Consider the following 25,331-nt stretch of genomic DNA (forward strand, 5'->3'; position numbering starts at 1 on the left):
CGGATGGAGCTCACAGGCCGCGCTGGCTCAGAACTTCCACAGCAGGTTGAGCTTTGCGCCTTGCTCGCGGTAATGGCTGCCCGTCTGGGCGCTGTAGGCCAGGCCCAGCGTCAGGTCGCGCTGCAAGGCCATGTCCAGGCCCATTTCCAGCACCGCCGTGTTCTTGGCCACCGCCGCGCCCGTCACCGAGAAAGCGCCGGCGCCGGCAAAGGCCAGTGAGGCCGAAGACGCCACGTCGCCCATGGCATGGCGCCAGCCCAGCAGGCCGCGGGCGGTCAACGGCGTGTGCCCGACCGTCCACTGCGTGCTGGCCCGCACGCCCAGGGTGGTCAGGGTCGTGCCCGTGCGCTGGCTGCTTGCGCTCAAGGCCGAGATGCCGCCGCGCTCCTGGAAGCCGTCGGTCTTGAGACTCACATAGGCCAGGTTGGCAAACGGCTCGAACGTGGTCATGCCCGCTCCCATTTGCCAGCCCAGCTCGCCAAACAGCTGCGTCGACCGGGCGTCGTAGTCCGCCTGCGCCGTATCCCGCAGGCCGGTGAACGCCACATGCCGGGCCGTGTCCATGCGGTGCTGCGAATAGGCCAAGCCGGAGCGCAGCCCCAGGGCGCCCCATTGCGTACCGGCATACAGGCCCAGATGCACGCTGTTGACCGAGGCCGAGGCATTGCGCGCATCCAAGTCCACCTTGCTGCGGCCGCCGCCCGCGAAAGCGCCCAGGCGCCAGTCGCCGAAGCGCTGGTCGCCGCCGACCAGCAGGCCGCGCGTCGAGCGGTCCATCTGCGCCGCATTGCCGTTGCTGTCGGTTTTGCCCCAGCTGCCATAGGCCTGGGCCCAGCCCGCGCCGCCGTTCGCGGCCTGCGCCGTCTGGCTGGCATTCACCGCCACGCCGCCTTGCGCCAGGCGCAGGCGGTCTGCGGCCGCGTCGCGCACCAGCCGGCTGTCCTCGATCAGCGCCGTGCGCAGGCTGGCATGGATTTCCCCCGACAACTGATCAAACGCCGAACGCGCCGTGGGCGCATCCAGCTGCACCAGCGTCCGGTACAAGGCACCCGTGCCCGCGCCCTGGGCCGCGGCAGCCGCAGCGCGCTGGTTGGCGGTTGCCCCGACCGCGGCGAAATCCACATCGTTGCGCAGCAAGCTCAGCGTGACTTCCTGGGCACTGTAGGCCAGGGTCGGCGTGAGGAAGGCAAAATTGGACGACAGCGTGCCGAACTGGCCCGTCACCCCGCCCGCGGCGGTGAGGATGGAGTAGCGCGTCAGCGGATTCCATTGGCCGTTGGCCGCCAGCACCACGGCCGAGGCACCGCCCAGGCTGGCCTTGCCGCTGACCTGGACCCGGTCGCTCTGGCCGTCGGCCTGGGCTTCGATTTCGTAACTCGCGCCCGCGTCCAGGATCAGGTCGCCGGCGACTGTCAGCAGGCCTATGGAGTTGCCCGGGGCCAGCACCGCGCCGGAGAGCAAGTGCGCACTGCCCACCGTGCCCGAACCGCGCAGGCGCGCACCGGCGCCCACGGTCACCATGCCGCCCAATTGGCCATTCGCCGCCAGGGTGCCGCCGAGGACCTGCATGCTGCCCGTAAAGCCCGTGCCGTCACCGATGAACAGCAGCGTGCCGTCGCCGGACTTGATCAAGGCGCCATTGCCCGAAAGCTGGTTGCTCAGCGTGCCATTGCCGGCCTGCGCCAGTTCCAGGGTGGCGTTGTTGACGATGGCGCCCGTGCCAAAACTCGTGGCACTGCCCACCAGGGTGCCGGCGGCGACGGTCGTGCCGCCACCGTAGGTATTGGCGCCCGTGAGGGTCAGGGTGCCGGCGCCGGTCTTGCGCAAGGAGCCGCCCACGCCCGAGATCACGCCGGAGATGGTGGTGCTCGTGCCCAGGCCCCCCGTGGTCAAGGCCTTGTTGCCCAGGCGCACATTGCCCGCACCCGACAGCGCGCCGATCTCCATCCCCGGGGTCGCAAGGTGATCGATGCGCACCGTGCCGCCCTGATTGTTGACCACCGTGGCGGATTCGGCCGTGCTGCTGTCGAAGAAGTCCACCAGCCCGCCCGACTGGTTGACCAGGGTGGCATGTCCGGCGGACGCTGTATCCAGGAAATTGACCTGCCCGCCGGGCCCGTTCTCGATGCGGGCCGTGCCCGCACTGCTTTGGCCGGTGAAATCGGTATTGCCGCCTGCGCGATTGTCGAACTGTGCGCTGCCGGCGCTGGCATTGTCTCTGAACTCGACCGTGGCTCCGTCCAGGGAGATGAATCGGGCGCTGCCCGCCGAGCTGTCGTCCTTGAACTGCACAAAACCGCCATTGACGCCGGGAGCGCTGGCGGCCAGCCCGATGGCCAGGCTTTCCGCGCTGCTGCTGCCCTGGAAGGTCAGCGCGGCGTTGCTGTTGACCGTCACCGGGCCCTGGCCCAGCGCCCCGGTCACGCCGGCCACGACGGAACCGTCCTGTACCAGCGTGCCGCCACCATAGGTATTGACGCCGCTGAGAATCAGCTCCCCCTTGCCGGTCTTTTCCAGCGCTGCGCTGCCGGTGAGAACCGAGTGGATGGTGGCGCTGTAATAGGCCGCGCTCTCGTCGCCCACCTGGATGGTGGCGCGTGTGCCCGGCAGGCCGGACAGCGCGACGGTGCCGCCCTGCAGCACATAGCCTTGGCTCGCGAACTGCATGCCCGTCACGGCCAGCGCTTCCCCTGCCCCGCCCACGCTCACCGTCGCCTTGAGTGTCGGATCCCCCGGTCCTCCCGGGCCCCACGGCCCCCAAGGGCCCTTGAACACGACAAAGCCTGGCGTGGCCCCCAGGGGGGCATTGCTCGCTCCGTCCGCGCCCGTCCAGTTGCTGCCGCCGGCGGTCCAGCTGCCCGAGCCGCCATCGACCAGGTTGTTGCCAAACTTTGCCGAGTCGCCACCGTCCCAGAAAGAGACGCCCTGGGCGGCTACCGAAGAGCACAGCAGCGCCAGTGCCACGGCCACGGCGCTGGGCTTGCCGCAGGCCCGGGTGAATTCAGAAACGGTCGCCCGGGTGCCAAGTGAGGAGTGCCAAACGCTGCCATATGTTTTGTTCATAAAGTGCGAAGTCCCCCAATGGACCCTTAGCACAATGCCTTGGCAACCAAAAAGAAAACGACTGTGTATTTTGTAACAAAATTAAAATAAATGCAGATTTTTTTCCCGGCGGCGTTACTAACGCCAATTTTTTCTGCGCAACGCTGTACCCAGGCTTGGTGGCCCTAGGCGCATCGCCGCGCCAACGCAGGCATGCCGCCTGGCGCTGTGGAGGGTCTCGGTCAATCGGGGGAGGGGAAAGCTGGGGCGCTGGGCGGCCCGCCATGATCGGCGTGCCGGCCAGGGAAAAAGACCGGTCCCGCCGGCAAGCAGCTGCGCGGGACGCACGCCCTCCGACCGTGGATGGTGTCGAAGGGCGTTGGGCGACAGGCGGTGCCCTAGGCCTTGAGCACTTCCACCAGATAACGCCGCTGGCCGGCGGCGTCGACTTCCACTTCGCGGCCGTGGATGTCGGATTCAAAGCCCGGGATCTGCGCGTCCTGGGCCTCGGCGATGCGCAGGTACTTGAAGATGGCTTCGGCCTTCTCGTTGTACTGCTCGCCGGGCATGATCAGCGGAATGCCTGGTGGGTAGGGCACGAGCATGGTCGCGGCGATGCGGCCCTTGAGCTGCGACGTCTCGACCTTCTCCACCTGGCCTTGCACCAGCCGGTTGTAGGCTTCGGCGGGAATCATCGCCATGTCGGGCTGCTCCACGTACATTTCGCGCATGACCTTGGGCACGGCATGGCTCACGTTGAACTGGTGCAGCTGATCGCACAGGTCGCGCAGGCCGGTCTTGGCATAGACGTCCGGGTAGCTCGCGACCAGATCGGGCAGCGCCAGCGTCAGCGGGGTATTGGCCGCATAGTGCTGCTTGAAGCTCATTAGCTCGGCCACCAGCGTGCCCCACTTGCCCTTGGTGATGCCCATGGAGAACAGCACCAGCAGCGAATAGAGGTTAGTCTTTTCCACCACGATGCCGCGCGTCCAGAGGAATTTGCTGACCACGCTGGCGGGAATGCCCTGCTTGGCCATGCTGCCGTCCATGTCCAGTCCCGGCATGGTCAGCGTGACCTTGATCGGGTCGATCATGACGAAGTCGTCGCTGAGCTTGTCAAAGCCGTGCCATTTGGCGTCCGGGCGCAGCTGCCAATCCTTGGCCTGGGCCGGCGGAATATGGGCCGAAGCCTTGCGCAGGTTCTTGGCCACGAGTTCGGGCTGCCAGACCTTGAACCACCAGTCCTTCTTGTCCAGATCGGCCTCGATCTGCAGCATGGCGCGGCGAAACGCCAGGGATTCGTCGTGCATTTCCTGCACCAGGGATTCGCCGGCCTGGCCTTCCATCATCTTGGACGCCACGTCGCAGGAAGCGATCACCGAGTACAGCGGACTGGTCGAGGTGTGCATCATGAAGGATTCATTGAAGCGCCCCATGTCCATCTGGCGTTTGCGGCTGTTGCGCACATGCACCATGGACGCCTGCGAGAAGGCGGCCAGCAGCTTGTGGGTGGAATGGGTGGTGAAGACGATGGCGTCCTGCTCGCGCGGCTTGCCCTTGGCCATGCCGTAGTAATGCTCGTAGAACGGGTGGAAGGCCGCGTAGGCATACCAGGCTTCGTCGAAATGCAGGAAATCGACGGCGCCGCCAATCTTCCTGGCAATGGCTTCGGCGTTGTAGCACAGGCCGTCATAGGTGGAATTGGTCACCACGGCAATGCGCAGCTTGGCGCCGTTCTTCATGGCCTGGCTGGCCAGCGGGCTTTGCGCGATGCGCGCCTGCATGGCCTTGGGCGAGAACTGGTCTTCGCTGATCGGGCCGATGATGCCGTGGGCATTGCGGCTGGGAACGAAGTACACGGGAATGGCGCCGGTCATGATCAGCGAATGCAGCAGCGACTTGTGGCAGTTGCGGTCGACAAACACCACGTCACCGCGCGCCACCGTGCCATGCCAGACGATCTTGTTGGCCGTGGACGTGCCGTTGGTGACGAAGAAGGTGTGGTCGGAGCCGAAGTTCTTCGCGGCCGCGGCTTCGGCCTCGCGGATCGGGCCCGTATGGTCGAGCAGCGAGCCCAGCTCGGGAACGGAAATCGACAAATCGCTGCGCAGCGTGTTTTCACCGAAGAACTGGTGGAAAGCGCGGCCCACGGACGACTTGGTGAACGCCACGCCGCCCGCATGTCCTGGCGTGTACCAGGAGTAGTTGGATTGGGCCGTGTGCTTGACCAGGGCCTTGAAGAACGGCGGCAGCAAATGCTCCATGTACTCTTCGGCCGAACGCATCACCTGCCGGGCGATGAAGCTCTTGGTGTCTTCGAACAGATAGAAGTAGCCGCGCGCGTACTTCACCAGGTGGGTCGGCACTTTCTCTACCGAGCCGCGCTCGCCGTAGAAGAACACCGGCAAATGGGGGTGGCGCGCCAGATTCTCTTCCAGCAGTTCCTGGATCTGCTCGAACTGCTGGGCCATGTCCTTGTCGGCGTCGATGGAGATCAGCACGGCCGACGCCGCGAGATAGGTGCGCGCCGCGACGCGGGCATCGTCCAGCGTGAGGTTGGCCATGATGCGCTGGTTGGAGCCCTCCAGCTCCTGGGCCAGGGCGCGAATGATGGTGCCGCGCAGGCGCGGAGATTCGAACTCGCTGTCGATGATGACGATCGGGTAGTCCAAGGCTTTGAAAAACATGGTCAGGCTCCGTTGCGGTAGTGAAAATCAGAAATCGAAAAGGGGCTCAGGCCGGCTGGCCCTTGGCTGCGCGCTCCTTGTCCAGGCGCAGCATGCGGGTGCTCACGAAGCCGTAGAGCGTGAAGCCGATGATGGTCGCCGTGCCGCCCAGCATCAGGGCTTCGGTGCCCGAGCTGTACAGCGCCAGGTAGCTGAAGGCCGACGCCACCCAGGAGACCACGGTCACCAGCATGGCTTTCTTGGGCGGCACTTCCGAGACTTTCAGAATCGTCATCAGCGCGGCCATCGACAGGATGTAAGGCACGATGTTGGTGACCACGGCCAGATTCGTCAGCGTGTCGAACTGCTTGGTCAGGTCCGGGCTGATGGTCAGCAGCGCCAGGCCGGTTTGCGCCGCCAGCAGGATCATCATGGCCACGATGGGCGTGCCGGCCTTGTTGACCTTGGCGAAAATCGGCAGGAAGTAGCCGGTGTCGGCCGAACTCTTGAACACCTGGGCGATGGTGAACTGCCAGCCCAGCAGCGAGCCAATGCAGGCCAGCACCATCAGGCCCATGATGATCTGCCCGACCAGGGGCGTGAACATCTGCGCAAAGACCAGGCCGAAAGGCGCGGTGGAAGCCGCCAGTTCCGGGTTGGAGACGATGCCGGCCATGACGTTGGTCGACAGGATGTAGATCACGGCCGCGCCAATCGTGCCGCCCAGCACGGCAATCGGCACGTTCTTCTCGGGGTTCTCCACGGCGTCGGCGTTGGCGCAAGCCGACTCCAGGCCCAGAAAGGCCCACAGCGTGATCGCCACCGAGGAGCTGGCCGCTTCAAAAATGGACAGGCCATGCGGGTTCCAGGCCGCGGCATAGGTGCTGGGGCTGAACCAGAACCAGCCGAAGGTGGAGACACCGACCACGGGCAGGATCACGCCCCAGACGGTGACGCCGCCGATCTTGCCCGTGACGCCGGCGCCGCCGAAGTTGGCGATGGTCGTGACCCACAGCAGCGCAATCGTCATCAGGCCCACGCCCAGGGGGCTCAGGTGCATGCCGAACAGCTCGGTGATGTAGCCCACGGCCGTGATGGCGATGGCCACATTGGCGATCAGCAGCGAAGTGCCGTAGGTGTAGTTGACCAGGTAGTTGCCCGAGCGGCCGAACGCGTACTCCGCATAGCCGCCCATGCCGCCGGACTTGCGGCTGAGCATGCCGCACTGGGCAAACGCGTAGGCCAGGGCCAGCGAGCCCGTGGCCGTGACCAGCCAGGAAAGAATGGAGATGGCGCCGACTTCGGCCAGCTTGGTCGGCAGCAGCACGATGCCCGAGCCGAGCATGTTGACCACGGTCAGCATGGTCAACTGGGCCACGCTCATTTTTTTTACTTGCGTCATCTTGCACCCTTTCGTCTTCAGAAGAACTACGCAGAAGCCATGCAGCGGCTGCTACATGGTTGGTGTCTGGCTGTGCGCTCAAGGCGGTGGCTGGACGGGGTCATACCGAGGCACCGCGCGGGCCCATGCCCTGCGCCGGTGTGGTCAAACCTTAGGCCGTGCAGATGACGGCATCGCGAAAACGGGGCCGGCAACCGACATCTCCCGGCCGGAGGAAGTCACAGGCCATCAGGCGAAAGCGCCCGATGCGGGCTCAGTCGGGCTTGGAGCGCAGCACGCGGCCGTCGTCGGGACTGACTTTGACTTCCATCAGCCGGCCCTTGGCCGTGAGCACGTCCACGGCGAAGGCCGTCTGGCCCCAGTCATTGCTCAGCTCGGCGTCGACCACCGTACCCGGGGTGTGCTTCTGGGCCGCGGCAATGGCTTGCAGCAGCGTGATCTTGCTCGCTTCCAGGCGTTCACGCTCCTTGCGCTTGGCCGGGCCGTCGTCTTCATGCTGCACCGCCAAGCCGGTGGTGGCGTTCACCCAGACTTCGACACTGTGGCCTTGGGGGGTGATGATTTCGACTTCGTAGCGCACCTGGCCCTTGTCATCGTCGAGCTGGGCATCGATGGCCTTGCCCGGCACCACTGCCAATGCGGCCTGCACGGCCTGGGCCAGCGTGACCTTGGTCTGCGCCACCATGGCCTGGACCTGGGCGACACTGTCCTTGGCCATGGCCGGGGTGGCCGCGGCCAGGCCGCCAAAAACCAGCGACAGGGAAAGCGCCAGGGTGGAGAGGGTGTTGCTTCGCATGAAAGCCTTTCTAGGGGAGAAAAACAGGGGGCACGCAGGGCGTGGTGCATCCGACATCCAGTGCAGCACGTGGGGAACGGGCCGAGCTCTGACGTCGGCGTAGGACCCAATCTAAGCCAAGAGTGCGCCAGGACGCAAGCAAACAATGGCAAAGCACAGGCATCCCGGCTGAAATGCTTGCGCTAACGCAAGCTCTGGCCAGATTCAGGCCCGTGGCTCGGCGAGCACATGTTCCACCAGTTGCTGGGCATGGGGCGACAGCCGCTCCCCTTGGCGCACGCACAGCAGCAACTGCCGCGCCGCCCAGTCATCGCTCAACGCCAGCCGCTTGATCCGGGCCGATCGCGCATGGCGTATGGCCGCCGCCTGGGGCACGATGCCCACGCCGATACCCAGACCGACCATGCGGCACACGGTCTCGAAACTGCGCACGCGCACCCGGTAGTGCAGCGGCCGGCCCAGCCGGCGGGCTTGCTGGGCGATGTGCTCCTGCAAGGCCGCGCCCTGGACCAGGCCGACGAATTCGCAGTCCAGCACCTGCGCCAGCGTGATGCTGCGCTGCGCGGCCAGGCGGTGGTCCAGGGGCACGACCAGCGCCAGCGGATCCTGGCGAAAGGCAAACGTCGTGAGCCCCGCCAGATCGGCCCAGTCCGAGACCACGCCGATGTCGCACAGGCCGGCGCGCAGCGCATCGACGATTTCGTGGCTCAGCCGCTCTTCCAGGTCCACGGAAATCGCCGGGAAACGGTGCAAAAAGCTGCTCAGCGCCTGCGGCAGGTATTCGCTCAGCGCCGCCGTATTGCACAGCACGCGCACCTGGCCCTGGAGTCCGGCACCGTAGGCGTTGAGCTCGCCGCGCAGGCACTCCATCTGCTGCAGCACCGTGCGCGCGTGGTGCAGCAGGGTCTGGCCGGCCGGCGTGGGCTGCACGCCATGGCGCGTGCGCAGCAGCAGCGGCAGGCCCAGCAGGTCTTCCATGCCGCGTATGCGCTCGCTGGCCGCCGCCAGGCTCAGATGGGAGCGCTGCGCGCCTGCGGTGATCGTGCCCGCTTCGTGCACGTGCAGAAAAAGCTGCAGGTCGGTGAGGTCGAATCGCATGCGCGGCACGGTAGCACGCTTTGCCCTCGGCCTGGCCTGAGGCTGGCTTCGCATCATCCGCATTTCGCGCCGCGGGCGCCACGCCCAGAATCCGGCCAAAGGAAATACAGCATGGAACTGGGCAATGGATTCGCGGGCGGGCATGCGCCCTGGGTGATGGCAGCGGCTTTCGCGGTATTTTTTCTGGCCGGACTGGTCAAGGGCGTGGTCGGCCTGGGCCTGCCCACGCTGTCCATGGCCCTGCTGGCCTTGCTGGTGGCGCCGCCCCTGGCCGCGGCCTGGCTGGTCGTGCCCTCCCTGGTGACCAACATCTGGCAGCTGCGCCCCTGGCCGAGCTTGCCATCGATGACTGGCCGCCTGGCCGGCCTGCTGCTGGGCGTCTGTGGCGGCACGCTGCTGGCCGCTCTGCTGCTGGGCGCGCCCAGCGGCAGCTGGGCCACGGCGGCCCTGGGCTGGGTGCTGCTGGCCTATGCGCTGTGGAGCCTGAGCGGCGCCCAGGCCCGGATTCCCGCCAGCGTGCACCGCTGGCTGGGCCCGCTGGTCGGCCTGCTGACCGGGGCCATCAGCGCCGCCACCGGCGTGTTCGTGGTGCCGGCCGTGCCCTATCTGCAGGCGCTGGGCCTGCAGCGCGACGCGCTGATCCAGGCCATGGGCCTGTCGTTCACGGTGTCCACGCTGGCCCTGGCCGTGGCCCTGGTGCTCAACGACAGCTACCCGCTGCGCGCCGCGGGTGAATCGCTGCTGCTGCTGGCGCCCGCGCTGCTGGGCATGTGGGCCGGCCAGCATCTGCGCCAAGCCATGTCGCCAACGCTGTTTCGGCGCTGCTTTCTGCTCGGCCTGGCCCTGCTGGGCCTGCACATGGCCTGGCGCCCATGGCTGAACTAGGCGCCGGTGCCACCGACCTGGAACTGGATGCTGCAGGATCGCATTGCCCTTGTGCCTCGCAGGCCGTCAACCGCCCTGTCTGGAACAGACCGGTGCGCTTGCAAATTCTTCATCCGCGGACACCATTTGCCGGCGTTCCCGGGCCAGCTTCCTTTCCATGCAGGCCTGGGCGTAGTCGATCCAGCGTGCGGCCAGCCAGTTCCAACCCGCCCATTCCACCGCCAGCAGCGCCTGCCCCAGCCGCCCCCGCAGGCTGTCCCTGAAGCCATCCAGGATGGCGTCCTCCAGGCACAAAATGGCTTCGGTGTGGCCGGGGTCGCCCTGGCGGCCGCTGCGCCCTTCGAGCTGGCGGTCGATGCGCGCCGACGCATGGCGCTCGGTCAGGATGACGTGCAGGCCGCCCGCCGCGCGGGCCGGCGGGGTCAGTGGAATGTCGGTGCCGCGCCCCGCCATGTCGGTGGCGACCATGATGCTGCCCATGGTGCCGGCCAGGGCAATCAGGGTGGCTTCATCCTGATCCTGCTTGGCATTGAGCACCACCGCCGGCAAGCCGGCCGCGGCCAGGACCTGGCTGACCTGCGCGGACGCCGCCACCGAGCGCGTGCCTATCAACACCGGCACGCCGCGCGCATGCAACTCACGCGTGCGCTCGCACACGGCCTGCCATTTTTCCTCGGTGCTGCGGCTCACCCGGTCCGGTGCGCGCAGGCGCCGCGGCTCGCGGTGGGGCGGGATGCGCACCACCGGCAGGTTGTAGACCCGGCCCAGTTCGGCCCGGATCTCGGCGGCCGTGCCCGTCATGCCGGCCAGGTGCAGGTAATGCCTGAAAAAGCGTTGATAGCTGATGCTTTTGAGCGTGGTGCGCGGCGCGGTCAAGGCCTGGCCCATGGCCTGTGCCGGCACATCGCTGTCGTCCGCCTCCTGCTGGCCGGAAATGGTCACCGGCGTGCGCGCCTCGTCGACCAGCACGCTGTCGGCTTCATCGACAATGGCAAAGCACAGGCCGCGCAGGCACAGCGGCTCCAGGCCCGCCGCGCCGCCGCGCAGGCGCGCCAGCCGCAGCGGGTCTTCGTTCTGTCCCTGGTCGAGCACGATGAGGTCGCGCAGGTAGTCGAAGACCAGGGTCTTGTGCGAGCAATAGACGATATCGGCCTGGTAGGCCTGGCGCCGCTCGGGAATGCCCATCTCCATGCTCACCCAGGCCACGCTGAGCCCCAGGGCGGCGTACAGCGGCGCCATGCGCTGGGCATCACGCTCGACCAGGTAGTCGTTGATGGTGATGACGTGCACCGGCAAACCCGCCATGGCCGCGGTCGCCGCCGGCAGCGTTGCCGTCAGCGTCTTGCCTTCGCCGGTGTTCATTTCGGCCACCATGCCTTGCAGCATGGCCCAGCCGCCCAGCAGCTGCACATCGAAATGCGCCTTGCCCAGCGTCAGCTGCCCGGCCTGGCGGATCAGGGCGAAGGCCCGCGCGACGCTGGCTTCGTTCATGCCGTTGCAGCGCAGATCGAAACCCACGGCCGCGGCGCGCTCGCGCACTCCGGCCAGGTCCAGCCTGCCCAGGGCCTGGGTCTCGCGGTGCACTTGCGCCAGGATGCGGCGCGTACGCCACAGCGGACCGCGCCATTGCCGCCCCAGCCAGCGCAAGCCGGCCGTGCCCCAGGCTTGGAGCGGGTTGGCGGGGCGATCGCATTCCTTGATGGGATAGAGGGCGTCGGTGCCCATGGTAGTGAATTGGTGCATTTCAAACCCTCAGTTGGCGCAGCACCATCTGGCGCAGCGCATCGCAGGCCTGCCGCATGGAACCCGGTACAAAATTGCCAGTGAATTCCCGGCATTCACAAACACATGTAACTATTAGACACAGTCGAAATACCGTCGTCGATCCCTGAAACTAGGTAAACACGGGGGGGATGCAAGAAAAATAATGTGCGTTGCCGCGCGCGCCTACCAGCCGCTTTCCCATGGTTTGGCGCCCGGCACGCGGCCTGTCAGCGACCGGTCATTGCGTCCAGGTAGGCGTGTATGGCCGTACGCACCTGGCGCTCCAGCGCCGGCACATCGGGCCGCTCCGGTGTGCGGATATAGGTGTGGGCGAACAGGCCGTAGAGCATGGTCTGGACCACGCGTGCGGCCTCGCGCGCGGGGAAGTCCGCGGGCAGATCCGACGCGGCTTCGAGCACCGTGCCCCATTCGTTCACGAAGCGCTCGTACATGGCGCGGTAGGCCTCGGCGCTGGAGTAATGGCGCTCGAGCAGGTAGTGCGCGCCCCACTCCTGCGGCTCGCCCTTGTGGGCCGCGAACTGGGAGGCGATGACCGCGTCGACCATGTCGTGCAGCGGGCGCCCCGCGGCCTCGGCCCCGGCGGCGCGCAAGGCCACCAGCAAGGTCTTGGTGCGCAGATGCAGGCAGACCCGCGCCAGATCTTGCTTGCTGGCAAAGTACTCGTAGAAACTGCCCAGGCCGGTGCCGGCCAGGGCGACGATTTCACGGATCGTAATGCTCGCATACCCTTGCTCCACCAAAAGCCGAACAAAGGCCTGCTGCAGCGCCAGCGAAGTGTGCAGCGCGCGCGACTGGCGGGGCTTTCTGCGGGGGACCGAGGGGCTGGTAATACGGTGGGAGGGCATGGGGCGGAATCCGAACACCTCAAGGCGCTGTTGTGCCTAGAATTTTGAAAAGCTCCCGTCGCTGCTTCCAGGCCGGTGCCTGGGCGGGATATGCAACAAGAACGGAGACAAGACATGCAAGCCACGATTGTGACGCCCAAGACCACCGATCTGCCCAGTGCCGTCTATGCCCAGGACGGTTTGCTGTGGCAGCCCAGCGTGTTGGCGCGCGGCCCCTGGGATGCGCGCGCCCAGCATGGCGGCGCGCCCAGCGCCCTGCTCGTGCATCTGGCCGAAAGCGCCATGACCGAGCCGGGCTGGCAGCTCACGCGCCTGAGCATAGAGCTGATCAAGCCCGTGCCCGTGGCGCCGCTTGCCGTGCGCCAGGAGTTGCACGCCGCGCGCTCCACCACCCGCATGACGCTGGAACTGTACGCCGACGACATTCTGGTGGCCCGGGCCCACGCCCTGCTGCTGCGCGGACAGCCGTTTGCCCTGCCAGCGCAGACGCCGGGCTGGACAGCGGCGCGCCTGCTGCCCCTGCCCCAGGATTGCACCGAGCGCTTGCGCATTCCCGGCCTGCCCGAGGGCACGGCCTTCCACACCGCGGCCGTGGAAAGCCGCGTGGCCCAGGGCGACCCCAGCCAGCCGGGCGCGGCCTCAGCCTGGTTCCGCCTGCGCGTGCCGCTGGTGCAAGGCCAGCCCAGTTCCCCCGCCATGCGCGCCGCGGCCGCCGCCGACTTCGGCAACGGCCTGAGCTGGGTGCTGCCGGCCGAGCGCTATCTGTTTGCCAACGCCGACATGAGCCTGCACCTGCACCGCGCGCCCCAAGGCGAGTGGATAGGCGTGGCATCGCAAACCCAGGCCGACGGCAGCGGTGCGGGCACCACCTTGTCCCAGCTGTACGACGAACACGGCCCGGTCGGCGTCGCCGTCCAGTCCCTGGTGCTGCGCGAGCGCGGCGCGCCCGCGGCAACGCCCCCGGCAACGCCTGCAGCCTGAAGCCCCCCTTTCCAAGGAGAGTCACCATGATTGGCATCCACCCCGACAACCAGGTCCCCGAACTCAAGGACTACAACCTCTACACCAGCGACCCCGTGCTGCGCCGTGCCGTGGCGCGCGGCGGCGCCCAGTGGCGCGACGCCGAGCTGGTGCGCCAAGGGGCCGAATACGGCGCCGAAGCCACGTTGCGCGCGGCCGAAGACGCCAACCGCTATACGCCCGAACTGCAAGCCCTGTCGCCCACCGGCGAGCGGATCGACCAGGTGAAATTCCACCCGGCCTGGCATTCCCTGATGGCCATGGCCAGACGCAATGGCATCGCCAACCTACCGTTCTTCGATGCGCGCCCGTCGGCCTGGTCGGCCTATGGCGCTTCGCTGTACATGCACAGCCAGATCGAATCCGGCTCCACCTGCCCGACCACCATGACCAAGGCCTGCATCCCTTTGATGCGCCTGAACGCACCACTGTACAAAACCACAGCCGACCTACTGGCCTCGCTGGAACACGACCCGCGCGACATCCCGCTGGCCCACAAACACTCCATGACCGTGGGCATGGGCATGACCGAAAAGCAGGGCGGCAGCGATGTACGCAGCAACACCACGCTGGCCGTACCCGCCGGCCAGGGCCCCTGGGGCGAAGAATTTCGGCTCACCGGCCACAAGTGGTTCTTCTCGGCCCCGATGTGCGACGGCCACCTGGTGCTGGCCAAGACCCAGGAGCGCGGCGATACCTGCTTTTTCGTGCCCCGCTGGCGGCCCGACGGCAGCAAGAACCCCATCCACATCCAGCGCCTGAAGGACAAGGTCGGCAACCGCTCCAACAGCAGCAGCGAAGTGGAGTTCAAGGACGCCTTTGGCGTGCTGATAGGCGAAGAGGGCCGGGGCATCGCTACCATCATCGAGATGGCCACCTTCACGCGGCTGGACTGCGCGCTGGCCAGCGCCGGCTACATCCGCCAGGCGCTGACCCAGACCCTGCACTACACGCGCAACCGCCATGCCTTCGGCAAGGCCTTGATCGACCAGCCGGTGATGACCGAGCTGCTGGCCGACATGGCGCTGGAATCCGAAGCCGCGACGCTGCTGGCCATGGACCTGGCCACGCACTTCGGCTCCAGCGACGCGCTGGACACGGCCTGGCGCCGCGTGATGACGCCGGTGGCCAAGTTCTGGAACTGCAAGCGCGCCGTGGGCCTCACGGGCGAAGCCATGGAAGTGTTTGGCGGCAACGGCTATGTGGAGACCGGCCCCATGGGTCGGCTGTTCCGCGAAGCCCCGGTGAATTCCATCTGGGAAGGCTCGGGCAATGTGATGTGCCTGGACGTGCTGCGCGCCATTTCGCGCAACCCCGACGATGCCCATCTGGTGCTCGACCATTTGCAAGACGTGGCCACGCAAGCGCCTGCACTGCTGGCCCAAGTGCAAAAGCTGCGCACTGCGCTGCAGTTGCCGCCAGCAGCGCTGGAGCGCCAGGCCCGGCGCTTCACCCAGAAGCTGGCGCTGACCACCCAGGCCTGCCTGATGCTGCAGCATGCCAGCGACGAGGCCTCCTCGGCCTTCATCGCCAGCCGCTTCGACCCCGACTGGGGCCCGGTGACGGGCATCACCTCCGGCAGCCAAGATCCCGCAGCGCTGCTCAGCGCAGCCTGGGCATGAAAGGAATCACGCCATGATGGATTTTGTTTCGCTGCTCGACCAGCACGCGCGCAGCCAGCCCCACAAGCAGGCCTTGCGCGGCGCGGGCCGGTCCTGGACCTATGCCGAACTGGCCGAAGCCAGCCGCCGCGCGGCCACGCTGCTGCGCGCGCAAGGCCTGCAGGCCGGCGACAAGCTGGCGCTGCTGTGTTTCAACACCCCCAGTTTCGTGTTTGCGCTGTTCGGCGCCTGGCGGCTGGGCGCGGCCGTCGTGCCCATCAACCACAAGCTGCAGGCCCCGGAAGTCGACTACCAGCTCAGGCATTCGGGCGCGCGCCTGTGCCTGGCCGACGGCGCCCTGGCCGCGCTGGCGCAGCGCGTGCCAACGCCCGTGACCTGGCTGGCCACCGACAGCACGGCGCCGGGCATGGCCGATTTCGATGGCCTGCTGGAAAGCGCCGCGCCGCTGGCCGGTGACGACACGCCCGCCAGCGACAGCCTGGCCGAAGTGCTTTACACCTCGGGCACCACGGGCCAGCCCAAGGGCTGCCTGCACAGCCACGCCAATGTCTTCCACGCCGCATTGTGCGCGGCCGCCAGCACCTCGCTCTCCCACCGCGAGCGCACGCTGATCGCCATGCCCATCTGGCATTCCTCGCCGCTCAACAACTGGCTGCTGGGCACGCTGCTCATGGGCGGCACGGCCGTACTGCTGCGCGAGTACGCGCCCCAGACCTTTCTCGACAGCCTGGTGGACGAGCGCATCACGTTCACCTTCGGCGCGCCCATCGCCTTTCTCGCGCCGCTGTCCATCGTGCCCGATGTCGCCAACTACGACTTCAGCGCCATGCGCATGTGGGCTTACGGCGGCGGGCCGCTGGGCGCCGACATGGCGCGCAAGCTCGCCGCGAGCTACCGCAGCGACCGCTTCGTGCAGGTCTACGGCATGACCGAAACCGGCCCCCTGGGCACCGTGCTGCACCCCGAAGATGCGATCGCCAAGGCCGGCTCCATAGGCCGCGTGGGCGTGCCCGGCGTGGCCATTGAAGTGCGCCTGCCCGACGGCCGGCGCTGCGGCGCGGGCGAAGTCGGCGAAATCCACATGCGCTCGCCGGCCATGATGCAAGGCTATCTGGACAACCCGGACGCCACGGCCGCGGCCTTCGATGCGCGCGGCTGGTACCGCAGCGGCGACCTGGCGCGCGTAGACGAAGACGGTTTTCTGTTCATCGTCGACCGCCTGCGCGACATGATCATCACCGGCGGCGAGAACGTCTACTCCAAGGAAGTCGAAGACGCGCTGGGCGCCCACCCCGACGTGCAGGACGTGGCCGTCATCGGCCGCCCGCACGCCGAATGGGGCGAGACCGTGGTGGCGGTGCTGGTCGCGCGGCCCGGGCGCACGCTGGCGCCGGCCGATCTGCACAGCTTCCTCGAACCCCGGCTCGCGCGCTACAAGATTCCCCGGGTCTTCGAGTCGCGCGACACGCTGCCGCGCACGGCGACGGGCAAGCTGCTGAAACACCTGCTTCGCGAGCTGCCCGCCTGAGCGCCCTGCGGCAAGCGACAATCGGGCGGCCTGTCCCACCCATACACCGCCGCCCATGCCCAACGCCCTCCCCGTCGCTCTCGTCACCGGCTCCACTTCGGGCATAGGCGCCGCCATCGCGCGCCGCCTGTCCCGTGACGGCTATGCCGTGATCGTGCATTCGCGCAGCTCCGTCGAAGCGGGCCAGGCCCTGGCCGCGGAACTCGGGAATGCCGCCTACCTCCAGGCCGATCTGGCCCAGGAGGCCGACCGGGTGCGGCTGGTGCGCGCAGCCATCGCGGTCTGGGGAAGGCTCGATGTGCTGGTCAACAATGCGGGCATCAGCCAGGTGATTCCGCATGCCGACCTGGCCGCGGCCACGCCCGCCGTCTGGCAGACGCTGCACGAAGTCAATGTGGTCGCGCCGTTTCGCCTGATCGCCGAGGCCGAAGCCGCCTTGCGCGCCTCGGCTTTGCAGGGCCGGCCGGGCTGCGTGGTCAATGTCAGCTCCCATGCGGGCGTACGGCCCAAGGGCGCGTCCATTCCCTATGCCGCGAGCAAGGCCGCGCTGAACCACATGACGCGTCTGCTCGCACTGTCGCTGGCGCCCGACATCCGCGTCAACGCCGTGGCGCCGGGCCTGGTCGACACGCCCTTGACCGCCAGCTGGACCCAGGCCCAGCAGCTGTGGCAGGAAAAGGCACCCATGCGCCGCGCGGCCCGCCCCGAGGACATTGCCCAGGCCGTGGCCATGCTGGTGGAATCGAACTATCTGACGGGCGAGATTCTGCTGTCCGATGGGGGCTTGAATCTGACCTAGGATTTCTCGCTCAACTACCCATGGCGCTTGCGTCAACCGCGGCCCATGCAACTGGCGTGTCCCAGCAAGGGGGCAGCGAGGAAGGGCCGCACCTGGGCGGCCCCCCCGAACCGAGGTCCCTGGCCGGGCGCCCCCCTCCACCGAAGGATGAGAGGGGGAAGACGGGGCCGGCCATCCGGCGCAGCGTCTCAGGGGGTGATTCAATTCAAGGCTTGACGCAGTCGCTTTCCAGTCCGGCCATGCCCGCGATTTTCTGCAGGCGCGAGCGCTTTTCCAGGCAGGCCTGGTACTGGGACTGGGCTTCCTGCTGCTGGGCCAGGCGCGTGGTCTGGGCGCGTTCGGCCTGCAACTGGGCAACGCGCGCGCGGATTTGCGGCATGGCGGCCAGGGCGGCTTTTTCGCCTTCGACGATGGCCTGGGCGCGCTGGCTGAAGTCGGCCGGCCCCATGTCCAGCACCTTGGGGCGGATAGTGACGTCGGCACGGGCCAGCTCGGCCTCGCCCAGTTTCTGGCCCATGATGGCAATCGACTGGCCCATGGTGCCCAGCATGTGCTCGGCCACCTTGCCCCTGGCCTTGTTGGAGATGTCCACGGCAATCACCAGATCGGCACCCAGCTGGCGCGCCGCATCCACGGGCACGGGACTGGTCAGGCCGCCGTCGACAAAGTGGTATTTGCCGATGCGCACCGGCTGGAACACGCCGGGAATGCTGCTTGATGCACGCACGGCCTGGCCGGTGTTGCCACGCGCAAACACCGTGCGCTCGCCGTCTTCGAGCCGCGTGGCCACGGCCACGAAAGGCTTGGCCAGGCGTTCCAGCGGCTTGCTCTGGACCTGTTCGTTCACATAGTCCTGCAGCTTCTGGCCCAGGATCAGCCCGCCCGAGGACAGCTGCAGATCGCGGATCTTGGCTTCGTCCAGCGCCACGGCCTTTTCCTGCAGCTCGAACGCATTCATGCCGTTGGCGTAGAGCGCGCCGACCACGCTGCCCGCGCTGGTGCCCGCAACCACGGCCGGCGTCAGGCCGTTGGCTTCGAGCATCTTGATCACGCCGATATGGGCGAAGCCTTTGGCGGCGCCGCCGCCCAGCGCAATGCCTATGCGTATCGGTGCCTGATCGCTGGCTTCGGGCGCGGCGGCGGAAGTGCGCGGCGGGTTGCTGCCGCAGGCGGCCAGGGCCAGCAGGCCCACACACGCCAGAGGGCGCAAAAAGTCGTTCAAACGCATGCGGGGAAGTACTGCTTTCATCGGAAAAGCAGTATAGCGGCAGGCGGCAACCGAGCTCCCGGCAGTGCTTATCACATCAAAAACGATAGCGCCATGACGATTGCCGCAGCCGGCTTGGCTCGGAAACTGGCGGATTCAGGCCACGGCCTGCAGGGTCTCGATCCGGTTTCTGCCGTTTTTCTTGGCGGCGTACAGCCGCAGATCGACCGCCTCGATGAAGCTGGCGGGCTTCATGTGCTCATCGGGGATCACGGTGCCCACGCCTATGCTCACGGTGAGCATTTGGCCATGGGGCGATTGGGCGTGATCGATGGCACGCCGCTGGACCAGCCGCTGGCAGCGCTCGGCGACTTTCCAGGCCACGGCCGCGTCGGTCTGGGGCAGCAGGACGACAAATTCCTCGCCGCCAAAGCGCGCCACCATATCGCGCAGTCCGTCGAGCGCCAGACTCAAGGTCTGCGCGATGTCCACCAGGCATTTGTCACCCCGGATATGGCCGTAGAGGTCGTTGTATTGCTTGAAGAAGTCGATGTCGAACATCAGCATGGACAAGGGCTGGCGATTGTTGCGCGCATTTTTCCACTCCAGCTCGAAACTGACATCGAACTGGCGCCGGTTGGCAATGCTTGTCAGCCCGTCCTTGAACGACAGCGTTTCCAGCTCTCTTTGCATGGTGAGCAGCTTTTCCTCGGTCTTCTTGCGTTCGCTGATGTCGAACATGAAGCCGATCAGCGACTCGACTTCGCCCTTGTCATTGCGCACCACGTGCACCACGTCGCGTATCCAGACATAGCCGTTGTCCTTGGTCAGCGCCCGGTAGTCGGCTTCGTGGTCGGCTCCGGCCTGGGATTGCGCCACGCAGAAATTCACCACATGCTCGCGATCGTCGACGTGCATGCGCTTGGCCCAGTCCTCGACGCTGACCCAGCTGTCCTGGCTCCAGCCCAGCAACGTTTCGATCTGGGGGCCTATGTAGGCAAACTTCATGCTTGCCCAATCGATTTTCCAGGGGATGGCTTTGGTGGATTCCAGCAATGTTCTGTAAACCGCGCTGTCTTTGCTGAATTCGCTGGAATTGGGCATATCAATGTTCTCTGGTCAATGGCGGTGAAATACCGAACTGACGAATGGTGACAGGCTTTTCCACCTCTCCAGACCATGTTAGAGCCAAGAATGCAGATTCAGGCCTTGGATGCAGTCCCATGAATATGGCATGCGCAAGCCGCACCATATGCGGCAGACACCAGCGCCCGGCAAGCGCTTGCCGGCCGCCCGCATGCGGGTTGCCCCCTGGCAGGGTATTCCTGAAAGCCAAATGCGGCCAACTGTTAACTGCTTGACTGAGTGCGGCCGCCCCCCCTCCTACATTGGCCCTGCGAATCGGCACGCAGCTGAGCAGCTCAGTCGCATTGTGCCGCCGCAACCCATAAATCACTAGGGGACAGCATTGAAAAAAGCAACCATGGCCGCCCTGGCCTTCGCGGTCTGTGGCAGTGCCGGCGCGCAAAGCAGCGTAACCGTCTATGGCACGGTCGACCTCTTCGTCCACAGCGCCAAATCCGGCCCCACCCGCGTGACCCGCATGGATGATGGGGGCAATGCCGCCTCGCGCCTGGGCTTTCGCGGCAGCGAAGACCTGGGCGGCGGTCTGCGCGCCAACTTCACACTGGAAGCCGGCCTGGCCGGCGATACCGGCGCGGGCACCATTCCCGGCCCCGGCCTGGCATTCACCCGCCAGGCTTCCGTGGGCTTGAGCGGCGCCTGGGGCTCGGTGGACATGGGCCGCATGTACACGCCCATGTTCTACGCCCTGCTGCGTGCCGACCCCTTCAACCTGAACACGGTTTACGCGCCGCTGAGCCTGATCGCCGCCATCGACGCGCAGTCCGGACTGACGCCGTTTGCCGCGCGCGCCAACAATATGCTGCGCTACCGCACGCCGGCCGGCCTACCCTTCGTGCTCGACATTGCCGTCGCGCCGGGCGAATCCTCGGGGGCCAGCAAAAGCAGCGGCAACCTCTACGGCGGCACCATAGGCTGGAACGGCAAGCCTTTCTACATCGGCTACGGCTTGCAGAAATCGCGCTCGGGCTCGGCCGCGGCCCCGGTGGCCCATCCCACCACGACCACCTACCAGTCCATAGACGCTTCGGTGGCCATCACGCCCACGCTGCGGCTGTCGGCCAACTACATTCGCAACAGCCTGGACGTGGCCACCACGCCCACCGCCAAGTTCATCAACGTCGGGCTGGAGTGGAATGCCGCTTCCACCTCGCGCGTGCTCGCCGGCGTGACCGAACGCAAGGTCGACGGCACGCCCCGCGGCCAGTTCCTCTGGACGCTGGGCTATGACCACTATCTAAGCAAGCGCACGGCCGTCTATGCCCGCTGGGTGTCGCTGGACAACCGCAGCAACGCTTCGGTCTCGTTCGCCGGCGTCCCCGTGGTGGTCGACAGCGGCCACGGCGTACGCTCCATCGGTGTGGGCATTCGCCACCACTTCTGAGCCCGGGCCTGAACGCCCGCCTCCGCAGTGCCTACAATCCCGGCATGCGATTCTGGCTGGCCGTCTTACTGTGGGCACTGTTGCCGCTGCAACTGTCCTGGGCGGGCGGCTGCGGCGACGGTCGCTGCGCGCCCGCTCGGCCCGCCGCCGTGCACGCCAGCCACCACAGCTGCGGCCAGACGGCCTGCGAAGGCCACGCGCTGGCCGCGGGCCTGGACTGTGAAGCCTGCCACGCCCATGGCGGCTTGGCCGGCCCCCCGCACCACAGCGCTGGCGCCAGCCCGGGCACGGCCGTGTTCGCGGATCTTCCGCTGCGCGCCCCCACCTCCCCGCCCTTGAGCCGCCCCGAACGGCCGCAGTGGCTGGCCCTGGCCTGAACAGGGCCGCATCACCGCGCTCTTTCACCCTGCCCGCGCACCGCGCTGGCGGGTCCCATTCATTTTCGGGATTCCCATCGATGTCTTCTTCCAAGGGGCGGCTGCGCCCGTCCATCCCTGCTCCAGCCCTGCGGGTCGGCCCCAGACCATGAACCGCAGCTGGACTCTTTTACTGCTCGCCTGGGTGGTGGCGGTCGTCGCCACCGCCAGTGCCCTGTTCCTGGGCGAAGTCATAGGCATGACGCCTTGCGTGCTGTGCTGGTGGCAGCGCATCGCCATGTTCCCGCTGGCCCTGATCCTGGGCATCGCCTGCTATGGCGACGACCGGCGCGGCGCCGTCTACGCCCTGCCCCTGGCGCTCGCCGGCGTGCTGCTGGCCGGCTACCACACGCTGCTGGTCGCGGGCCTGGTCTCCGCGGCCTGGATTCCCTGCGGCGCGGGCGTGTCCTGCGCCCGGCAATCGCTGGAAATCTTCAACGGCCTGCAACTGCCCTGGCTGTCGCTGGCCGCGTTCGTGCTCATCTCCGTCCTGCTCATCGCTTCTTTACGCAAAAAATCCCCATGAATTCCAAAAAAATCACCGTCACCCTGCTGCTGGGCCTCGTGCTCCTGGCGTTCTTCTTCGGCATGAAAACCTACCAAGGCCGCGAGCAGGACGCCCAGGCGCAAAAAGCCAGCGATCAGATGGAGCGCCTGGTGCGCATGCATTCGCCCGTGCTGGGCCCGCGCGATGCGCCCGTGACCATCGTCGAGTTCTTCGACCCGGCCTGCGAGACCTGCCGCGCCTTCTACCCCATCGTCAAGAGCCTGATGCGCCAGTACCCCGACGACCTGCGCCTGGTGCTGCGCTATGCGCCTTTCCACCAGGGCTCGGACCAGGTGATCCTGCTGCTGGAAGCCGCCAAGAAGCAGGACAAGTACTGGCCCGTGCTGGAAATGGTGCTGGCCGCCCAGCCGATGTGGGCCGATCACGGCCGCCCCAACGTGGAGCTGGCCTTCCAGGCCGCCGCGCAGGCCGGCCTGGATCTGCCCCAGGCCTTGAAGGATGCCGCGACGCCGGAAGTCGCTGCCGTGCTGCAGCAGGATGTGGAGGACTTGAAGGCCTTGCAAGTCACCAAGACGCCGAGCTTCTTCGTCAACGGCCAGCCCCTGCAAAGCTTTGGCGCCGAGCAGCTGGCGGCCTTGGTCGCGCAGGAAGTGGCCAAGGCCAGGAAGTAAGGCCGCTGCAGGCCTGAGGCTCGGACCCATGGCCTGGCCATGGGTCTTTTTTTCGGCCGAAAACGCCAGAACCATCTAAAAATCGAAACACATGTCTCGTTTTTTATGGATATGATCCAGTTTTCAAGACATAGTGATTCTTTGGAATCAATAAATGGATCAAGAATCTCATTTTCAAGATGCCGCGTCCGATGCGGACAAACCGGCCAGCAGCGCCCTGGCCCGCGGCATCCAGTTGCTGCAGGCCTTCACGCCGAATGCGCCGGCGCGCACGGCGCGCGAGCTCATGGCCGCCACCGGCCTGCCCAAGCCCACGCTGTTTCGCCTGGCCAGCACGCTGTGCGACGCCGGCCTGCTGCGCTATGAAGAGCGCAGCGGGCGCTACATGCCCGCACCCGGCCTGGCCCACCTGGCCGCGCCGCTGCTCGAGCGCGCCTCGATACGCCAACTGGCTTTCGGCCCCATGCAGGCGCTGGCCGAGCGCGCCTGCGGCCAGGTCACGCTGAGCCTGGGCCTGGGCCAGGATCTGGTGTTCATCGAGCTCGCCCAGTCCAAGGACTGCGCCACGGTGCGCCCGGCCATGGGCAGCCATATTTCGCTGCCGCGCACGGCCTCGGGCCGCGCCTACCTGGCCGCCTTGCCGCCCGAGCAGTTCCAGGGCTATGCCGCGGCGCTGCAGGCCAAGGACCCGGCGCGTGGCGACTGGCTGGACGCGCGCATGCAGGAGACGCGGCGCGATCTGAGCGAGCGCGGCTTTTGCGTCAACTACGGCGATCTGAACCAGCAGATCGAATCCGTGGCCGTGGCCTTGCGCAGCCCCCACCCGAATGACAGCGCGGACGAGATCTACGTCTTCGCCTGCGTCGTGCCGCGTTTCGAGTTGCGTCCCGGCCAGCTGCTGGACGACATAGGACCGCGCCTGGCCACGCTGGCGCGCAGCATAGAGACCGCCCTGGGCGCGCCCTCTTCCCTCGTTGATTGAGTATTTTCATTTTCACTGCGGACCCTGCCACCATGAACTTCGACCTCTCTTCCGACCAGCAATCCCTGTGCGACGCCGTCGCCCGCATCTGCGAACGTTTCGATGATGAGTACTGGCTGAACAAAGACAAGGAAGGCGGCTTTCCGTACGAGCTGCACTCGGCGCTGGCCGAATCCGGCTGGCTGGGCATCTGCATTCCCGAGGAATATGGCGGCTCGGGCCTGGGCATCACGGAAGCCGCGCTGATGATGCAGACCATCAGCGCTTCGGGCGCGGGCATGTCGGGCGCATCGGCCGTGCACATGAACATCTTCGGCCTGTCGCCGGTGGTGATCTTCGCCAACGACGAGCAAAAGCGCCGCATGCTGCCGCCGCTGGTGGCGGGCAAGGAAAAAGCCTGTTTCGCCGTGACCGAGCCGGATGCAGGCCTCAACACCACGCGGCTCAAGACCCAGGCGGTGCGCAACGGCGACCACTATGTGCTCAGCGGCTCCAAGGTCTTCATCTCCACGGCCCAGGTGGCCGAGAAGATGCTGATCCTGGCGCGCACCACGCCGCTGGACCAGGTCAGCAAGCCCACCGAAGGCCTGAGCCTGTTCTACACCGACCTGGACCGGCGCTTTGTCGAAGCCCGCGTCATCGACAAGATGGGCCGCAAGGCCGTGGACACCAACCAGTTGTTCATCGACGGCCTGAAAGTGCCGGTCGAAGACCGCATCGGCGAGGAAGGCAAGGGCTTCCAGTACATCCTGCACGGCATGAACCCCGAGCGCATCCTGATCGCCTCGGAAGCCATCGGCCTGGGCAAGGTCGCGCTCCAGCGCGCCGCCCGGTACGCCAACGAGCGCGTGGTCTTCGACCGCCCCATAGGCCAGAACCAGGCCATCCAGCATCCGCTGGCCGAATGCTGGATGCAGCTGGAAGCCGCCCACCTGATGATGCTCAAGGCCGCCGACCGCTTCGACCGCGGCCTGTCCTGCGGCGCTGAAGCCAACGCCGCCAAGTACCTGGGCGCCGAAGCCGGCTACCAGGCCTGCCTGCAGGCGGTGATGACGCACGGCGGCTATGGCTACGCCAAGGAATATCACGTCGAGCGCTACCTGCGCGAAAGCCTGATCCCGCGCATTGCCCCCATCAGCCCCCAGCTCATCCTGTGCTTCATCGCCGAGAAGGTGCTGGGACTGCCGAAGTCGTATTGACCCCCTGTGCGGCTGCCGCCGGATGGCCGGCCCCCGCTTCCCCCTCTCAACCTTCGGTGGAGGGGGGGGCCCGGCGAGGGACGGCACCCTCGCTGCGGGGCGGCCCTGGCTCGGTGCCCCTGGGCTAGGACGCGTCAGTTTCGCAGGCAAGCGGTGCAAGCACCATGGAGCGCCAAGCCCCGGAGTCAGCGCCTGCCAGATGCAATGCCAACAAAAGATGAAGCGAATGTAAACGTTCGGTAAATTGAGAATGATTTGCATTTATACTTCGCGCCACAAAGGTGTTAGCCAATCGAAGTTCGAGAGCCCGTGGACTGCGACCAGCCAGACCAC

At 66.7% G+C, this 25,331-nt stretch carries 20 protein-coding genes; 11 read left to right on the forward strand and 9 right to left on the reverse strand.

The window, feature by feature from the left end; all coding sequences use genetic code 11:
* Positions 1 to 27 precede the first annotated feature (27 nt).
* The 5 genes from N0K08_RS10465 to N0K08_RS10485 form a co-directional block, all read right to left on the reverse strand.
* The gene (locus tag N0K08_RS10465) at positions 28 to 3,063 is read right to left on the reverse strand and encodes an autotransporter domain-containing protein (protein WP_261500227.1); all 3,036 of its coding nucleotides are present in this window, start codon (positions 3,061 to 3,063) and stop codon (positions 28 to 30) included.
* 377 nt (positions 3,064 to 3,440) lie between these two features.
* Entirely contained in the window at positions 3,441 to 5,729 is a 2,289-nt protein-coding gene (locus N0K08_RS10470) for an Orn/Lys/Arg family decarboxylase (protein ID WP_261500228.1), read from the reverse strand.
* Positions 5,730 to 5,775: 46 nt separating this feature from the next.
* A complete protein-coding gene (gene potE / locus N0K08_RS10475; protein WP_261500229.1) occupies positions 5,776 to 7,110 on the reverse strand; it encodes a putrescine-ornithine antiporter in 1,335 nt (444 codons plus the stop codon).
* Positions 7,111 to 7,363: 253 nt separating this feature from the next.
* On the reverse strand, positions 7,364 to 7,906 hold the full coding sequence (locus N0K08_RS10480; RefSeq protein WP_261500230.1) for a PepSY domain-containing protein: 543 nt from the start codon (positions 7,904 to 7,906) through the stop codon (positions 7,364 to 7,366).
* A gap of 204 nt (positions 7,907 to 8,110) precedes the next feature.
* Positions 8,111 to 9,004 carry a LysR family transcriptional regulator gene (locus tag N0K08_RS10485; RefSeq protein ID WP_261500231.1) on the reverse strand — a complete coding sequence of 298 codons (894 nt, stop codon included), beginning with the start codon at positions 9,002 to 9,004 and terminating at the stop codon, positions 8,111 to 8,113.
* Between the two features lie 111 nt (positions 9,005 to 9,115).
* On the opposite strand from N0K08_RS10485, the gene N0K08_RS10490 reads away from it, so the two are divergent.
* On the forward strand, positions 9,116 to 9,889 hold the full coding sequence (locus tag N0K08_RS10490; protein WP_261500232.1) for a sulfite exporter TauE/SafE family protein: 774 nt from the start codon (positions 9,116 to 9,118) through the stop codon (positions 9,887 to 9,889).
* A 66-nt stretch (positions 9,890 to 9,955) separates the two neighbouring features.
* Here the strand turns inward: N0K08_RS10490 and N0K08_RS10495 are convergent, their stop codons facing one another.
* Positions 9,956 to 11,632, reverse strand: coding sequence for a preprotein translocase subunit SecA (locus N0K08_RS10495; RefSeq protein WP_261500233.1), 1,677 nt, complete (start codon positions 11,630 to 11,632; stop codon positions 9,956 to 9,958).
* Positions 11,633 to 11,880: 248 nt separating this feature from the next.
* Positions 11,881 to 12,519 carry a TetR/AcrR family transcriptional regulator gene (locus tag N0K08_RS10500; RefSeq protein ID WP_261500234.1) on the reverse strand — a complete coding sequence of 213 codons (639 nt, stop codon included), beginning with the start codon at positions 12,517 to 12,519 and terminating at the stop codon, positions 11,881 to 11,883.
* A 114-nt stretch (positions 12,520 to 12,633) separates the two neighbouring features.
* Here N0K08_RS10500 and N0K08_RS10505 point away from each other — a divergent pair, with 114 nt between their 5' ends.
* From N0K08_RS10505 to N0K08_RS10520, 4 genes are read left to right on the forward strand one after another with little or no spacing between them, the layout of a single operon-like run.
* Positions 12,634 to 13,500 (forward strand): thioesterase family protein, encoded by an 867-nt coding sequence (locus N0K08_RS10505; RefSeq protein ID WP_261500235.1) that lies wholly within the window; start codon positions 12,634 to 12,636, stop codon positions 13,498 to 13,500.
* A 26-nt stretch (positions 13,501 to 13,526) separates the two neighbouring features.
* Entirely contained in the window at positions 13,527 to 15,161 is a 1,635-nt protein-coding gene (locus N0K08_RS10510; protein ID WP_261500237.1) for an acyl-CoA dehydrogenase family protein, read from the forward strand.
* A gap of 16 nt (positions 15,162 to 15,177) precedes the next feature.
* On the forward strand, positions 15,178 to 16,689 hold the full coding sequence (locus N0K08_RS10515) for a class I adenylate-forming enzyme family protein (protein WP_408642943.1): 1,512 nt from the start codon (positions 15,178 to 15,180) through the stop codon (positions 16,687 to 16,689).
* A gap of 55 nt (positions 16,690 to 16,744) precedes the next feature.
* Positions 16,745 to 17,488 (forward strand): SDR family NAD(P)-dependent oxidoreductase, encoded by a 744-nt coding sequence (locus tag N0K08_RS10520; protein WP_261500239.1) that lies wholly within the window; start codon positions 16,745 to 16,747, stop codon positions 17,486 to 17,488.
* Between the two features lie 205 nt (positions 17,489 to 17,693).
* On the opposite strand, the gene N0K08_RS10525 is transcribed toward N0K08_RS10520, so the two are convergent.
* Both N0K08_RS10525 and N0K08_RS10530 read right to left on the reverse strand, forming a co-directional pair.
* Entirely contained in the window at positions 17,694 to 18,716 is a 1,023-nt protein-coding gene (locus N0K08_RS10525) for a patatin-like phospholipase family protein (RefSeq protein ID WP_261500240.1), read from the reverse strand.
* Between the two features lie 135 nt (positions 18,717 to 18,851).
* On the reverse strand, positions 18,852 to 19,799 hold the full coding sequence (locus N0K08_RS10530) for a GGDEF domain-containing protein (RefSeq protein ID WP_261500242.1): 948 nt from the start codon (positions 19,797 to 19,799) through the stop codon (positions 18,852 to 18,854).
* Positions 19,800 to 20,163: 364 nt separating this feature from the next.
* Here N0K08_RS10530 and N0K08_RS10535 point away from each other — a divergent pair, with 364 nt between their 5' ends.
* From N0K08_RS10535 to N0K08_RS10560, 6 genes are all read left to right on the forward strand, one after another.
* Complete coding sequence (locus N0K08_RS10535; RefSeq protein ID WP_261500243.1) at positions 20,164 to 21,222, forward strand: porin; 1,059 nt, start codon at positions 20,164 to 20,166, stop codon at positions 21,220 to 21,222.
* A 44-nt stretch (positions 21,223 to 21,266) separates the two neighbouring features.
* On the forward strand, positions 21,267 to 21,599 hold the full coding sequence (locus N0K08_RS10540) for a hypothetical protein (protein WP_261500245.1): 333 nt from the start codon (positions 21,267 to 21,269) through the stop codon (positions 21,597 to 21,599).
* A gap of 148 nt (positions 21,600 to 21,747) precedes the next feature.
* A complete protein-coding gene (locus N0K08_RS10545; RefSeq protein WP_261500246.1) occupies positions 21,748 to 22,164 on the forward strand; it encodes a disulfide bond formation protein B in 417 nt (138 codons plus the stop codon).
* Positions 22,161 to 22,817 carry a DsbA family protein gene (locus N0K08_RS10550; RefSeq protein WP_261500248.1) on the forward strand — a complete coding sequence of 219 codons (657 nt, stop codon included), beginning with the start codon at positions 22,161 to 22,163 and terminating at the stop codon, positions 22,815 to 22,817. Before N0K08_RS10545 ends, N0K08_RS10550 begins: the two co-directional genes overlap by 4 nt.
* Positions 22,818 to 22,971: 154 nt before the next feature.
* Entirely contained in the window at positions 22,972 to 23,799 is an 828-nt protein-coding gene (locus tag N0K08_RS10555) for an IclR family transcriptional regulator (RefSeq protein WP_261500249.1), read from the forward strand.
* 32 nt (positions 23,800 to 23,831) lie between these two features.
* Positions 23,832 to 24,998 carry an acyl-CoA dehydrogenase family protein gene (locus tag N0K08_RS10560; protein WP_261500250.1) on the forward strand — a complete coding sequence of 389 codons (1,167 nt, stop codon included), beginning with the start codon at positions 23,832 to 23,834 and terminating at the stop codon, positions 24,996 to 24,998.
* Positions 24,999 to 25,331: the final 333 nt, after the last annotated feature.

Origin of the sequence: Acidovorax bellezanensis (genome assembly GCF_025421555.1) — a bacterium.
GTDB lineage: Bacteria > Pseudomonadota > Gammaproteobacteria > Burkholderiales > Burkholderiaceae_C > Comamonas > Comamonas bellezanensis.